Below are 12,328 nucleotides of genomic sequence, written 5' to 3'. Positions count from 1 at the left end.
CGGGAACGTGGTGCGATTCTCTAGAACAGGCCGCTGATGTTGCCGTCCGCGTCCACGTCCATCCCCTCGGCGGCGGGTTCGGCGGGCAGCCCCGGCATCGTGAGCACGTCGCCCGTGAGGACGACGACGAAGCCCGCGCCAGCGTCGGGATAACACTCACGCACTGTGAGCGTCCAGTCGAGTGCCGGGGCCCCTTTCCGGGTCGGATCGTCGGTGGTCGAGTGCTGCGTCTTCGAGAGGCAGACGGGCATGTCGCCGTAGCCCTGTTCGTCGAGACGCTCCAGGTCGTCGAGTGCGTCCTCGGTGAAGTGGACGTCGGCGGCGCCGTACACTTCCGTGGCAACCGTCCGAATCTTCTCTTTCAGACCGTCCTCGAGGTCGTACAGGGGTTCGAAGTTACCCCGGTCGCTGTCCGCGAGGTCCGTTGCCGTCTCGGCCAGTTCCGCGGCACCCTCGCCGCCGTCGGCGAAGGCGTTCGAGACGACGACGGGGTAGCCCTCCCGTTCGCAGTGGTCGATGATCGCCTCAATCTCCTCGTCGGTGTCCGTCGGGAAGCGGTTGATCGCGACGACGAAGGGGACGCCGAACTGCTCGATGATCCCGGCGTGGTGATCGAGGTTCGACATGCCCGCCCGCACCGCGTCCGCGTCCGGCTCCTCCAGCTCGTCGTAGTCGACCGGCCACATATCCTTTCCGTGGTACTTCATCGACCGGACGGCGGTCGTCAGGACGGCCGCGTCGGGGGCGACGCCGCGTCGCGAGACGATGTTGCCGAACTTCTCGAAGCCGAGGTCGGCGGCGAAGCCCGCCTCGGTAACGAGGTAGTCGCCGAGGGCGAGGCCGAGTTTGTCCGCCACGAGCGAGTTCGTCCCGTGGGCGATGTTGGCGAAGGGCCCCCCGTGGACGAAGGCGGGCGTCCCCTCGATGGTCTGGACGAGGTTCGGCCGCAGGGCGTCCTTCAGGAGCATGGCCATCGCCCCCTCGATACCCAGGTCGGCGACGGTGACGGGATCACCCGTCGAGTCGTAAGCGACGATGGTCCGCGCGAGGCGCTCTTTCAGGTCCGACAGCGAGTCGGCCAGACAGAGCACCGCCATCACCTCGGAGGCGGCCGTGATCTGGAACCCCTCCTCGCGGGGTGGCCCGTTGGTCGACCCGCCGAGGCCGACGACAGTCTCCCGCAGCGCGCGGTCGTTCATGTCCAGCGCACGCTTCCAACTCACTTCGTCGACGTCCACGTCGAGGTCGTTGCCGTAGTGGAGTTTGGTGTCGAGAGTCGCCGACACGAGGTTGTGTGCCGTCGTCAGCGCGTGGAGGTCGCCGGTGAAGTGGAGGTTGATGTCCTCCATCGGCAGCACCTGCGAGTAGCCACCGCCCGCGGCACCGCCCTTGATACCGAAGACCGGACCGAGCGACGGTTCGCGCACCGCGACGACGCCGTTCTCGCCGATGTGGTTCAGTCCCTGTCCGAGACCGACCGTCGTCACCGTCTTGCCCGCTCCCTTGGGTGTCGCCGTCGTCCCGGTCACGAGGATGAGGTTCCCCTCGTCGGCGTCGTCGAGCGTGCGCTGGATCGCGTCCTGTTCGATCTTCGCGATACCGTTGCCCTGCGGATCGAGGTCGTCACGATCAAGTCCCAGATCATCCGCGACGTCCGCGATGGGACGTGTCTCCGCCGCGCGCGCGATTTCCATGTCGGTCAGTGCCTCGTCGCCGTCGGTGTCGTCCGAAGTCATCCTAGTCCGCTACACGACCACCCCATATGTAAGCCGCGACGGGGGCGATTTTCACATTATTTTTCCACGTCGAGCAACGCCACGCGCTCGCAAACCAGATCGGTCAGATCGCCGTCCACCGCGTCCAGTTCCGCGGCCGTCACGTCGAAGAAGGCCCGCACTCGCTCGGCGTCGAGCGACGACAGCGTCGCCGCGGGGTCGAGGACGAGGCGGTCGTGCAGGGCGTCGGCCGCGGCCGCCTCGCTCTCGACGGCGTCGGTCGTCACCGAACTGTGTCCGGTTTCCTGAGGGACGTCGTCCCTCTCTGCCCGGGGCGTCGGGGGTGCCTCGCCGTCCGAGGAGCGTGGCTCCTCGCCGTCGACCACCACCGCCACCGCCACCGGCGTCCGCCCTTCGCGCACACCCATCTCCAGGGCGTCGTCGATCTGTCGGCGACCCGCCGCGTACAGGAGGATCTCGACGCTCCGCTCCCGGGCGACGTTCTCCCCCCGGTCGAACGCGCGGTCGGCGAGTTCGACCGCTCGCTCCAGGTGGCGCCGCCCGACCAGATAGCGCGCGTCGAACGCTTGCACGGTGACGCCGTACTCGTCGGCGACGGCGTCGAGGGTCGCCAGAACGGTGTCGAGGTCGGTAACCTCCGCGACCCCCTCGATCACGATCACTCGAAATCACCCAGGCTGGCCTGCTGGTCGGCGCCCGCACCGCCCGAACGGCCCGTTTCGCCCTTGCCCCCGTCGTCGCCGTCGTCGACGGCCGTCTCGGCGGCGCTCACGTCGTCCATCGAGGGGTCCTGACGTCCGGCGTTCTCCAAGATGCGCTCGGCCGTCCGCTCGCGGCCACGGAGCGCCCCCAGCACGACCGACTTCTCCGCCTCGCGGAGGTCGGACCGCGACTCGACTCCCGCCTCGAAGAGCCGCCGAGCGCGTTTGCGACCCACGCTCCGGACGCCGGTCAGATCGAGGAGTTCCTCGCGCACGCCGTCCTCGACACGCTTTTTGGCCTCGCGAACCGCGACGACCGAGTCGAGTTCGAGTTCGACCGCGAGGCGTTCGGCCGCGCCGAGGAGCCACTCCGCGGTGTCGACCTTCCCGCGCAGGTCGCCCGGGCCGACGCCGTAGCGCTCGGTGATGCGGTCCTCGTCAACCTCGCTCGCCCAGTCCTCGAGCAACTTCGCCGTCTTGAGCGCGGACAGCCACTCCTCGAAGCGCACGTCCTCGAACTCCGAGGGAACGCGTCCGAGCAGTTCCGTCTCGCGCTCGTAGCACAGTTCGGTGTAAGTCTCCCGGTCCCCCGACTTCAGGTAGAGCTGGTACATATCGGGTGTCCGACAGACGAGGTGGTAGAGTCCGAGCGGGGTGGGGTCGTCGGCGTCGCGCAGGCCGTCGACGATTTCGGCGGCGCTCATCGGATCGAGGTAGAGCCGGGAGACGGTGTGACCGAGGTTCGTGGCGGTGATTTCGTCGCCGTTCCGCTCCACGAAGTCGTTGGCGACGAGGTACTCGATCACCGAGTCGACGACCGACTCCAATCGGGCCGTCTCCTCGGATTGGGCCGCGTACAGCGTCCGATCTAGGAAGTCGAGCAGGCCCTCCCGCGTCCGGGCGAAGCCGGAGGCAACCGTCGCCAGCAGGTGTGTCCGCATCGCCGGTTCCCGCGCGAGTTTCGACCCGACCGGCTCCGGGTCCGCGTGGACGTACCGGTCGAACAGTTCGTCCATCGTGTCGTGATCCTTCGCCAGCAGCACGGCCTCGCCGTAGGGGTCGAGTCCGGGCCGGCCCGCGCGGCCGAACATCTGGTGGACTTCCAGTACGTCGAGGGGTTTCATGCCGCCGAACTCGCCGTCGTAGCGCCGCCAGTCGCGGACGATCACCCGCCGGCTGGGGGTGTTGACCCCCGCCGCGAGCGTCGGCGTCGCACAGATGGCCTTCAGCAGGCGGTCACGGAACGCGTCCTCGACGAGCGAGCGGTGTTCGGCCGAGAGGCCGGCGTGGTGGAAGGCAGCGCCCTTCTCGACGACGGCTGCGAGGTCCTCGCTCGTCTCCGTCTCCGAGACGCTCGCCACCTCGTCGGCCAGGGCGGCGAGTTCGTCACGTTCGTCGTCGGTGAGGTGTCGGTCGGTCACGTCGGCCTGTCGGCGGGCCGCCGCCTCCGCGTTCCGGCGGGAGTTGACGAAGACGAGCGACGATCCGCCGTCGTCGAGAGCGTCGTCGACGAGGGCGGCCGTCGGCCGTTCGCCCCGGCCCACGGGCACCTCGCGCTGGCTGCCGTCGTCGAAGGTGATGGCGTCGCCGTAGTGGACGCCAGTCCGCAGGTCGACGGGCCGCCAGTCGGACTTGACGAGTTCGGCGTCCAGCCAGTCGGCCACCTCGTCGGCGTTGTCGACGGTGGCCGAGAGCGCGACCACCTGCAGGTCGGGGTTGATCCGGCGGAGTTTCGCGAGCGTCACCTCCAGCGTCGGTCCCCGGTTCGGGTCGTCGACGAGGTGGACCTCGTCGGCGACGACGCAGGTGAGGTCGTCGATCCAGGGGGCGCCGTTGCGCACCAGCGAGTCCACCTTCTCGCTCGTGGCGACGACGATGTCCCGGGAGGAGAGCCACTCCTCGCTCGACTCGTAGTTGCCCGTCGAGATGCCAACCTCGACGTCGAAGTCCGCCCAGCGCTCGAACTCGGCTTTCTTCTCGCTGGCGAGCGCTCGGAGGGGGACGACGTAGAGCGCCGTTCCGCCCCGGTGGACGCTCGACAGCATGGCGAGTTCCGCCACGAGGGTCTTCCCGCTCGCCGTCGGGACGCTGGCGACGAGGCTGTCGCCCTCGGTGACGCCGGCGTCGACGGCCGCGGCCTGTGGCGGATAGAGCGCCTCGATCCCCGAGTCGACGAGGAACTCGGGGACGCCCGGCGGGAGGCCGGGAACGTCCGTTGGGTTCATCGGTCGGTGACCCTTGGCGCGGCCCCGCGTTTACGCTTTCGGGTCGGCATCGAGTACGCGTCTGGATGTGCCATCGTGTTTCACGGCGCAGACCCCGTCAGAAGCTACCAACGGACTGTGGACGTGATGGCTGGACAGAATACCAATCAAAACAGCGCAGGTGCTGTTCGGAGCAGTTGCTTCTATGCGAAGGCGAAGGATCTGAGCCACTCGTTTGCCGTTTCTGCTTCGGCGTTGCTAACACAGTTCGAGAAACTGGCAATTCGACAGCTCGTTTCTCGAAAGGTACGTTCGACACCGGTGCGATTTCCGTGGCGCTCGTCTCCGAAATCGAGGCCGTGACGACGGCACGCGTCGTTCAGCGGAGTTGCGCCAGCAACGAGAGACACCCCGTCGTCAACGTCGTGTTTCTCGCGTACTTCGCGGAAACGAGTACGATAACGTTGGTTCGTGATAATCCAGCAAGATCAAGCTGGATACTGAGCGTCGTCAACGGCCGCAGTGTTGCCTCCCGTTCCACACCGTCTAACGCTATTCCGCCGGTGACGGCGCTGATGCGAGCGCTTTCGGGCGCGGGATACTCAGAAAACGCGACGCCTCTCCTTTCAAGATACACAGTCCGTTCACCCGGGATGCCTGTGCGTGACGCAGCGATTCACCTATGTGGGCGTTTTCGGGTGCCGCGTGGCGCGGCACTCCGGTGTCACGCCTAGGAGTCGACTCCCCTCGGACACGGACCAGTCAACACGACAACTCTGAGTACAGCGTTACTCCAGCCCTGCAGCTCACCACTCCGTGAGTACGCCGTCATCGGTTCGCCATAATGGCGGAGACCATTCTGAATCGTCTTCGCTACGTAGTTTCACTCTCTCTTCGTCAATTTTGACCCCCAACCCGGGACCGCTTGGAAGTTCCATTTTTCCTCCACTGTAGTCGAGAACGTGGGGATTAGACAGGTATTCTCGGAGCCCCCCTCGGTCATTGTACTGCATATTCAGACTTTGTTCCTGGATGAATGCATTGGGCACTGTCGCATTGACCTGTACCGAGGACGCGAGGGCGACCGGCCCAAGTGGACAGTGGGGTGCAACGCTGATATCGTAGGCTTCTGCCATTGTTGCGATTTTTCGCACTTCAGTGATGCCACCGGCATGCGAGAGGTCAGGCTGGATGATGTCGATATGGCCCGCTTCAAATAGGGGTTTGAAATCCCATCGCGAAAAGAGACGCTCGCCAGTCGCAATGGGGATAGTAGTATGCTTTGCGATCTCCCCAATTGCATCCGAATGTTCGGGTACTACGGGTTCTTCGACGAACATCGGCTTAAGTGGCTCAAGCTCCGTGACGAGCTGTTTTGCTACCGTTTTCGTGGCCCGACCGTGCAAGTCAACACCGACATCAACCCCGTTCCCGACCGCATCTCTGACTGCAGCGACCCGATCACGGGCCGTTTCGATCTGGGCGGGCGATTCTACCCGTTCGAGTCCGTCAGTCGCCAACATCTTGACAGCTGTAAACCCCTCCTCGACCTTCTCGATAGCATCCTCCGTAACCTCGTCAATCGTCTCACCGGTCACCCATTGGTACACACGCATCTGGTCACGGACGGGCCCGCCTAGAAGTTCGTAAACGGGTTTACCCACCTGTTTCCCTTTTATATCCCAGAGTGCCTGATCGATGCCCGAGATTGCACTCATCAAGATTGGTCCCCCCCGATAAAATCCCCCTCTATACAGTACTTGCCAATGCTCCTCAACTGGCGCCGGATCTTCGTGTAGCAGATGCCTCTCTATGAGTTGGCGGACGGCGGCAGCAACCGGTCCCGCTTTTCCTTCGATTACGGGTTCTCCCCATCCGACTGTACCATCGCTCGTCTCTAGCTTGAGAAATAACCAGCGGGGTGGAACCCTATAGAGTTCATAGTCGATGATCTCTGTCATATGATTTACTTATATGTGACGTTCCCAGTACAACTTATAAATTTTTTGACTATGCGCGCAACGGGAACATTTAGTCGTTGCCGTTCCACGTCCCGTCATGCCCACCCGCACGGTCGAGGCCGGCGAACTGACGGCCACGGAGATTCTCGACGCCCTCGACGACGGTCAGCGTCTCGTCGTCCGCGTCGAGATGCTCGGCGGCATCCACGAGGTGACGCTCCGTCACGACGGCACGACCTACTACTGTGACACGCCGACGACGCTCCACAAACACGAGTCGGTCGACGAGATGCGGACCTGTATCGAGAATATGGGGTACGGCCGGGACGAATAAGGCAAGCGACGCGGCCGTGGCGCAGTTTTAACGTCGTTCGCGGCGAACTGGCCGTATGGCAGACGCGCCCGACATCGAGGAGCTGGTCGGCGTCGAGGAGCCGAGCTTCCAGCACGTCCTCTCCTGTGTCTTCGGGATTCAGGACCACGAGAGCCGGACGTATCTGGTGCTCCTCGACAACCCCGGGAGCACGGTGGCGGAACTCGCCGAGGAACTCGACCGCGACCGGAGCAACGTCAACCGATCGTTGACGACGCTCCTCGAGAAGGACCTAGTCGACCGGGAGCGTCGCTTGCTCGACCCGGGCGGCTACGTCTACCAGTACACCGCGACGCCGCTTCCGGAGGCCAAGGAGCTGATGCACCGGACCCTCGACGAGTGGGTCGACCAAGTCCACGACGCCATCGACGGCTTCGGGACGGCGCGCGAGTGAACCCGTCCCGTTTTTCCCTCAGCGGTACGTGCGACCACCAATGAGTCTCGACCTGACCGCGGCCCCCCCGTCGGCACCGGCCACCGCCGACGACGGCGTCTGGCTCGCGTGTATCGAGTGCGGCGAGACGTTCGCGCCCTTCTCGGCGATCCGATACACCTGCGATCACTGTGACGGCCTGCTCGAAGTCCGCTACGCCGACCCGCCGACCTTCGAGGACTTCGAGGGGCGCGGCGTCTGGCGCTACGCGGCTGCGCTCCCCTTCGAGGAGGGAGTCTCGCTCCCCGAGGGCGATACGCCGCTCCACCACGTCCCCCGACTGGAGGCGGACGTCGGCGTCGACCGCCTCCGAATCAAACACGAGGGCATGAACCCGACGGGAAGTTTCAAGGACCGGGGCATGACCGTCGGCGTCCGTGTCGCGAAGGAACTCGGCGTGGGACGTCTCGCCTGCGCGTCGACGGGGAACACCAGCGCCGCCCTCGCGGCCTACGGCGCCCGCGGCGGGATGGGGACGCTCGTCCTCCTGCCGGCGGGCAAGGTCGCAGCCGGCAAAATCGCCCAGGCCGCCCTCCACGACGCCCGTATCCTCGAAGTCGACGGTAACTTCGACGACTGCCTCGACATCGTCCAGGACCTCGCCGCCCGGGGCGAGGTGTACCTGCTCAACTCGCTCAACCCCTTCCGACTGGAGGGTCAGAAGACCATCGGCCTCGAAATCCTCGAGGAGTTCCGGCAGGACCACGGCACCTATCCGGATCGGATCGTCCTGCCGGTCGGCAACGCGGGCAACACCTCGGCGCTGTACAAGTGCTTCCGCGAACTCGTCCAGAGCGGCGCACTCGACCCCGAGGACGTGCCGAAACTGACGGGCGTGCAGGCCGAGGGCGCGGCGCCGATGGTCGAAGCCATCGAGGAGGGTAACGACGAGATTCGTCGCTGGCCCGACGTCGAGACCATCGCCACCGCCATCCGCATCGGCAACCCGGTGAACGCACCGAAGGCGCTGCCGGGCATCCGCGAGACGGGCGGTACCGCCGTCGCCGTCCCCGACGAGGAGATCACCGACGCCCAGCGCGCGCTCGCCGCCGAGGGCGTCGGCGTCGAACCCGCCTCGGCGACGTCCATCGCCGGGCTTCGTAGACTCCGCGACCGGGGCGTCGTCGACGACGACGAACAGGTCGTCTGTCTCACCACCGGACACCTGCTGAAGGACCCCGACGCCGCCTTCGCCGCCGGCAACGACCCCGAACCCGTCCCGAACGACACCGAAGCCGTGCTGGCTCACATCGCGGAGTAGCGCGCCGACCGGTCGGACGGAGGGAACGCCTTTGTCGCTACGCACCAATTGTGGACACGTATGACCATGGACCGCGTAGTCGACCTGTTGCGAAAGGCCTACTCCGACGAGATCGAGACGGTGATGAACTATCAGACGAACGCGATCGTCCTCGACGGCGTCCGGGCCGAGGAGATCAAAGAGAGCCTCCGGCAGGACATTCAGGAGGAGCTGAACCACGCCGAGCAGCTCGGTCAGCGGCTCAAACAACTGGACGCGCGTCCCCCCGGGTCCGCGGAGTTCACCGCCCGGCAGGACTCCCTCCAGCCGCCCGCGGATTCGACCGACGTCCTCGCCGTCATCGACGGCGTCCTCGACGCCGAGGAGGACGCAATCGCCACCTACCGTGACCTGATCGAGGCGGCCGAGGCGGCGAACGACCCCGTCACCGAGGACCTCGCCGTGACGATTCTCTCCGACGAGGAGGCCCATCGGACCGAGTTCCACGGGTTCCAGAAGGAGTACCGGAGCGACTGATACGGGCTGTCGTCACCGTTCACCGGCGGTTCGCCGTGTCGTCGCGGTGCACCGTCGGTACTCGTCCCCGCGAGCGCGCTCGTTCGACGTCCGTCTGACGAGCCTTTTTGCCCGTGTGTGATGAGGTAACATATATGGTTCCGAGCGGCCTTCCGACCGGGACGGTCAGTAGCGGTCGCGCCGGGCCGTCGTCCTCGCGCGACGCCGCCGACGCCGCCCCCGACGCACGCAGACGCATCGCCGAACTGGAGCGGGAAAACGAGGCCCTCCGCGCCGCAATCGAACAACAGCGTCTCGAGAACGAGCGGATCGTCGAGCGGTACGAGCAGCTGCTCGATCAGCAACGGACCGCGGACGGCCCAGCGTCCGACGCCGAAGCTGACGTCGGCGACGGCGGGCCGTCACCGGCCCGTGACGCCGACGCCCTCGGTCGGATCGCGCGCTTTCTCGGCCTCTAGTCGTCCGCGGTGTCGGTGTCGGTGTCGGCGTCCTCGCCGTTGCCGAGCGTGATCTGTTTCACCTCGATGATCCGCTCGTCGGCCCGGATCTGTCCTACCACGCCTTCGGGGACGGGTTCGTCGAGGTTGTACACCGTCATCGCCTCCCCGCCGAGCGTCTCGCGACCGTTGAACATCCCCGCGATGTTGACGTCGTTGTCGCCGAGGACGGTTCCGATCAGCCCGAGAACGCCGGGACGGTCGTAGTTGCGAACGACGAGCATCTGACCGTGCGGGACGGCGTCGACGCGGTAGCCGTCGATGCGGACGATCCGGGGGTCGTCCCCGGCAAAGAGGGTGCCACAGACGCCGACCGAGTCGGTGCCGTCGCCGACGGTGACGGTGACGAGGCTCTGGAAGTCCTCGCTCTGTCGGGTCTTCTCCTCCGTCACCTCGATGCCCCGCTCCTCGGCGATTTTTGGGGCGTTGACGGCGTTCACCTGCCACTCGAGCGGTTCGAACACACCCTTGAGTCCGCTCGCGGTGACGAACTCCACGTCCTCGCCCGCGATGTCGCCCTCGTAGCGCACCCGAACCTCCGAGATGCGGCCGTCGAACATCTGAGCCGCGACCTTTCCGGCCGTCTCCGCGAGTTCGATGTACGGCTGGACGCGGGGAAACGCGCTCTCGTCGATGGAGGGCGCGTTCAGCGCGTTCGCGACGGGTTCGTCGTTGAACGCCGCGACGACCTGATCCGCGATGCTCGTGGCGACGTGTTCCTGTGCCGCCTCCGTCGCTGCGCCGAGATGGGGCGTGACGACCACGTCGTCGACGGCGAGCAGCGGGTTGTCCGGGGAGACGGGTTCGTCGGCGAACACGTCGACCGCCGCTCCGGCGAGCGTGCCGTCTTCCACCGCCGCTGCGAGCGCCGTCTCGTCGACGACGCCGCCGCGGGCGCAGTTGACGAGGTAGCCGCCCTCCATCAGCGCGAGTTCGTCCTCGGCGATCATGCCCTCCGTCTCCGGCGTCAGCGGCGTGTGGACCGTCAGGAAGTCGGCGTGTTTCAGACAGGCCTCGAACTCGACGAGTTCGGCGCCGATCTGATCGGCCCGCTCCTCGCCGATGTAGGGGTCGTAGGCGACGAGATTCATGCCGAGCGACCCCAGCCGCTTCGCCACCTCCTGTCCGACCCGGCCGAGGCCGACGATACCGAGCGTCTTGGCGTTGAGTTCGGTGCCGAGGTAGTCGCTTTTCGCCCACTCGCCGGCCCGCAGGCGGGCGTGGGCCTGCGGGATGGAGCGGGCGGTGGCGAAGGCCATCGCGACGGTGTGTTCGGCCGCCGCACGGACGTTCCCCTCGGGCGCGTTGGCGACGATGACGCCGTGATCGGTCGCGGCGTCGATGTCGATGTTGTCGACGCCGATGCCCGCCCGCCCGACGATGATCAGGTTCGGCGCCGCCTCGAACACCGCTTCGGTCACGTCCGTCCCCGACCGCACCACGAGCGCGTTTGCGTCCGCGACGGCGTCGAGCAGGGCGGAGCCCTCCACGTCGTATGCCGTCTCCACCTCGTGGCCTGCGTCGCGAAGGCGGTCCAGCCCTGCGTCGGCAATCGGGTCCGTGACGAGTACCTTCATACTCGAACCGACCCGAGGGCGGCTGTTAAGGGTTTCCAAACGCGTCTTCGCGTGATTCGGGCGATGGCAGCCAGATCTCGATCCGGGCCCCGTCCTCGTCGTTCGTCACCGCCACCTCTCCGCCGTAACGTTCGGTCAGCGTCACCACCAAATACTGCTGGAACTGGAGGACGCCGTTGTCCGTGTCGATGGTCTCCGGATCGACCGCCTCGACGGCCGGTTCGGCCGCGTCGTCGTCGACGGTCACGGTCACGCCGCCGTCGGTTCGGGTCGCGCCGAGTCGAATCGTCACCGCCTCGCCGCCCGCCCGGTCGACCGCCTGCAAGAGCAGTCCCTCGATCAACACGTCGAGGGCGTCGTCGGCGAGCACCGGGCAGGGGTCGGGAACCTGCGTCACCAGTCGCGCGTTCGAGTCGAGGCTCCCACGCGCCTCCCGCACCGCCGTCCCGAGGTCGACCGGCCACGGTGCTCCGTCGCTCGACACCAGCGCCCGCATCTGCTGGACGTGTCTGGCCATCCGCCGTCCCGTCTCGGCGATGATCGTCGCGTTCTCGTCGTCGGTCCGCCCCGCCAGCAGATCCGCACGCCCGACGATCACCTGTGCGGCGTTCAACACGTAGTGTCTGAGCAGTTCGTTCAGGAAGTCGATGCGTTCACGCTCCCGACGAAGCCGGTGCTCCCGTTCTCGCCACCGTGCGTTGTTCGTCCCCAGCCACAGCCCGGCGAGGGCGCCGACCGAAGTGACGATGGGTGTCAGGGCACCGAACGCGAGGTCCGCGGCGGCCAGGTGGGCGAGGGTGGTAATCCAGAGCGCGACCACGACCATCCCCGCCACGACCGAGAGCGTCCACCCCGTCACGACGGCCGTGAATCGCGGCGACTTCCGGTGCGCGTAGGACACCCCGGCGTAGGTCACACCGACGAACAGGAGGAGGGGTACCGCACCTTCGAGCACCGCCGCCACCCAGTCGGTGGCGACGAGCAGTCGCACGCCCGGCATGGTGGCGAGACAGCCCCCGGTGACTGCGAGCGACCATCGTTTCAGCGGGCGGGGAACATCGAACATCGT

At 66.4% G+C, this 12,328-nt stretch carries 11 protein-coding genes and 1 pseudogene; 5 read left to right on the top strand and 7 right to left on the bottom strand.

Features of this window, described 5'->3' with window-relative positions:
• Positions 1-20 precede the first annotated feature (20 nt).
• The 5 genes and pseudogenes from V8686_RS03295 to dgoD all read right to left on the bottom strand — a co-directional run bounded on the left by V8686_RS03295 (position 21) and on the right by dgoD (position 6,602).
• Positions 21-1,736 carry a formate--tetrahydrofolate ligase gene (locus V8686_RS03295; RefSeq protein ID WP_379702532.1) on the bottom strand — a complete coding sequence of 572 codons (1,716 nt, stop codon included), beginning with the start codon at positions 1,734-1,736 and terminating at the stop codon, positions 21-23.
• Positions 1,737-1,792: 56 nt separating this feature from the next.
• Positions 1,793-2,398 (bottom strand): KEOPS complex subunit Cgi121, encoded by a 606-nt coding sequence (gene cgi121 / locus V8686_RS03290; protein ID WP_379702531.1) that lies wholly within the window; start codon positions 2,396-2,398, stop codon positions 1,793-1,795.
• Positions 2,395-4,662: an ATP-dependent DNA helicase gene (locus V8686_RS03285; protein WP_379702530.1), complete on the bottom strand. Its 2,268-nt coding sequence runs from the start codon at positions 4,660-4,662 to the stop codon at positions 2,395-2,397. Before V8686_RS03285 ends, cgi121 begins: the two co-directional genes overlap by 4 nt.
• 182 nt (positions 4,663-4,844) lie before the next feature.
• Positions 4,845-5,090, bottom strand: a pseudogene (locus V8686_RS03280) (IS6 family transposase); the annotation flags it as partial.
• Between the two features lie 357 nt (positions 5,091-5,447).
• Positions 5,448-6,602 carry a galactonate dehydratase gene (gene dgoD, locus V8686_RS03275; RefSeq protein ID WP_379702529.1) on the bottom strand — a complete coding sequence of 385 codons (1,155 nt, stop codon included), beginning with the start codon at positions 6,600-6,602 and terminating at the stop codon, positions 5,448-5,450.
• Positions 6,603-6,699: 97 nt separating this feature from the next.
• Between dgoD and V8686_RS03270 the strand changes: the two genes are divergently transcribed.
• The 5 genes from V8686_RS03270 (at position 6,700) to V8686_RS03250 (ending at position 9,643) form a co-directional block, all read left to right on the top strand.
• Positions 6,700-6,936, top strand: a complete 237-nt coding sequence (locus V8686_RS03270) for a hypothetical protein (RefSeq protein ID WP_379702528.1) — start codon at positions 6,700-6,702, stop codon at positions 6,934-6,936.
• 55 nt (positions 6,937-6,991) lie between these two features.
• Positions 6,992-7,369 carry a helix-turn-helix domain-containing protein gene (locus tag V8686_RS03265; RefSeq protein WP_379702527.1) on the top strand — a complete coding sequence of 126 codons (378 nt, stop codon included), beginning with the start codon at positions 6,992-6,994 and terminating at the stop codon, positions 7,367-7,369.
• 40 nt (positions 7,370-7,409) lie between these two features.
• Positions 7,410-8,669, top strand: a complete 1,260-nt coding sequence (gene thrC / locus V8686_RS03260) for a threonine synthase (RefSeq protein ID WP_379702526.1) — start codon at positions 7,410-7,412, stop codon at positions 8,667-8,669.
• A 60-nt stretch (positions 8,670-8,729) separates the two neighbouring features.
• Positions 8,730-9,185 carry a ferritin-like domain-containing protein gene (locus tag V8686_RS03255; RefSeq protein ID WP_379702525.1) on the top strand — a complete coding sequence of 152 codons (456 nt, stop codon included), beginning with the start codon at positions 8,730-8,732 and terminating at the stop codon, positions 9,183-9,185.
• Positions 9,186-9,319: 134 nt separating this feature from the next.
• Positions 9,320-9,643 carry a hypothetical protein gene (locus tag V8686_RS03250; RefSeq protein ID WP_379702524.1) on the top strand — a complete coding sequence of 108 codons (324 nt, stop codon included), beginning with the start codon at positions 9,320-9,322 and terminating at the stop codon, positions 9,641-9,643.
• Here V8686_RS03250 and serA read toward each other — a convergent pair.
• On the bottom strand, positions 9,640-11,259 hold the full coding sequence (gene serA / locus V8686_RS03245) for a phosphoglycerate dehydrogenase (protein WP_379702523.1): 1,620 nt from the start codon (positions 11,257-11,259) through the stop codon (positions 9,640-9,642). The two genes, V8686_RS03250 and serA, sit on opposite strands and share 4 nt — an antisense overlap.
• 25 nt (positions 11,260-11,284) lie before the next feature.
• Positions 11,285-12,325 carry a sensor histidine kinase gene (locus V8686_RS03240; protein ID WP_379702522.1) on the bottom strand — a complete coding sequence of 347 codons (1,041 nt, stop codon included), beginning with the start codon at positions 12,323-12,325 and terminating at the stop codon, positions 11,285-11,287.
• Positions 12,326-12,328: the final 3 nt, after the last annotated feature.

This window comes from Haloplanus litoreus, from assembly GCF_045690335.1.
Lineage (GTDB): Archaea > Halobacteriota > Halobacteria > Halobacteriales > Haloferacaceae > Haloplanus > Haloplanus litoreus.
This window is presented reverse-complemented; position numbering and strand designations above follow the sequence as displayed.

Coding starts and splice junctions, on each gene's coding strand:
- V8686_RS03270 (WP_379702528.1), top strand. CDS start 6,700: ATGCCCACCCGCACGGTCGAGGCCGGCGAACTGACGGCCACGGAGATT.
- V8686_RS03255 (WP_379702525.1), top strand. CDS start 8,730: ATGACCATGGACCGCGTAGTCGACCTGTTGCGAAAGGCCTACTCCGAC.
- thrC (WP_379702526.1), top strand. CDS start 7,410: ATGAGTCTCGACCTGACCGCGGCCCCCCCGTCGGCACCGGCCACCGCC.
- V8686_RS03250 (WP_379702524.1), top strand. CDS start 9,320: ATGGTTCCGAGCGGCCTTCCGACCGGGACGGTCAGTAGCGGTCGCGCC.
- V8686_RS03240 (WP_379702522.1), bottom strand. CDS start 12,325: ATGTTCGATGTTCCCCGCCCGCTGAAACGATGGTCGCTCGCAGTCACC.
- V8686_RS03295 (WP_379702532.1), bottom strand. CDS start 1,736: ATGACTTCGGACGACACCGACGGCGACGAGGCACTGACCGACATGGAA.
- serA (WP_379702523.1), bottom strand. CDS start 11,259: ATGAAGGTACTCGTCACGGACCCGATTGCCGACGCAGGGCTGGACCGC.
- dgoD (WP_379702529.1), bottom strand. CDS start 6,602: ATGACAGAGATCATCGACTATGAACTCTATAGGGTTCCACCCCGCTGG.
- V8686_RS03285 (WP_379702530.1), bottom strand. CDS start 4,662: ATGAACCCAACGGACGTTCCCGGCCTCCCGCCGGGCGTCCCCGAGTTC.
- V8686_RS03265 (WP_379702527.1), top strand. CDS start 6,992: ATGGCAGACGCGCCCGACATCGAGGAGCTGGTCGGCGTCGAGGAGCCG.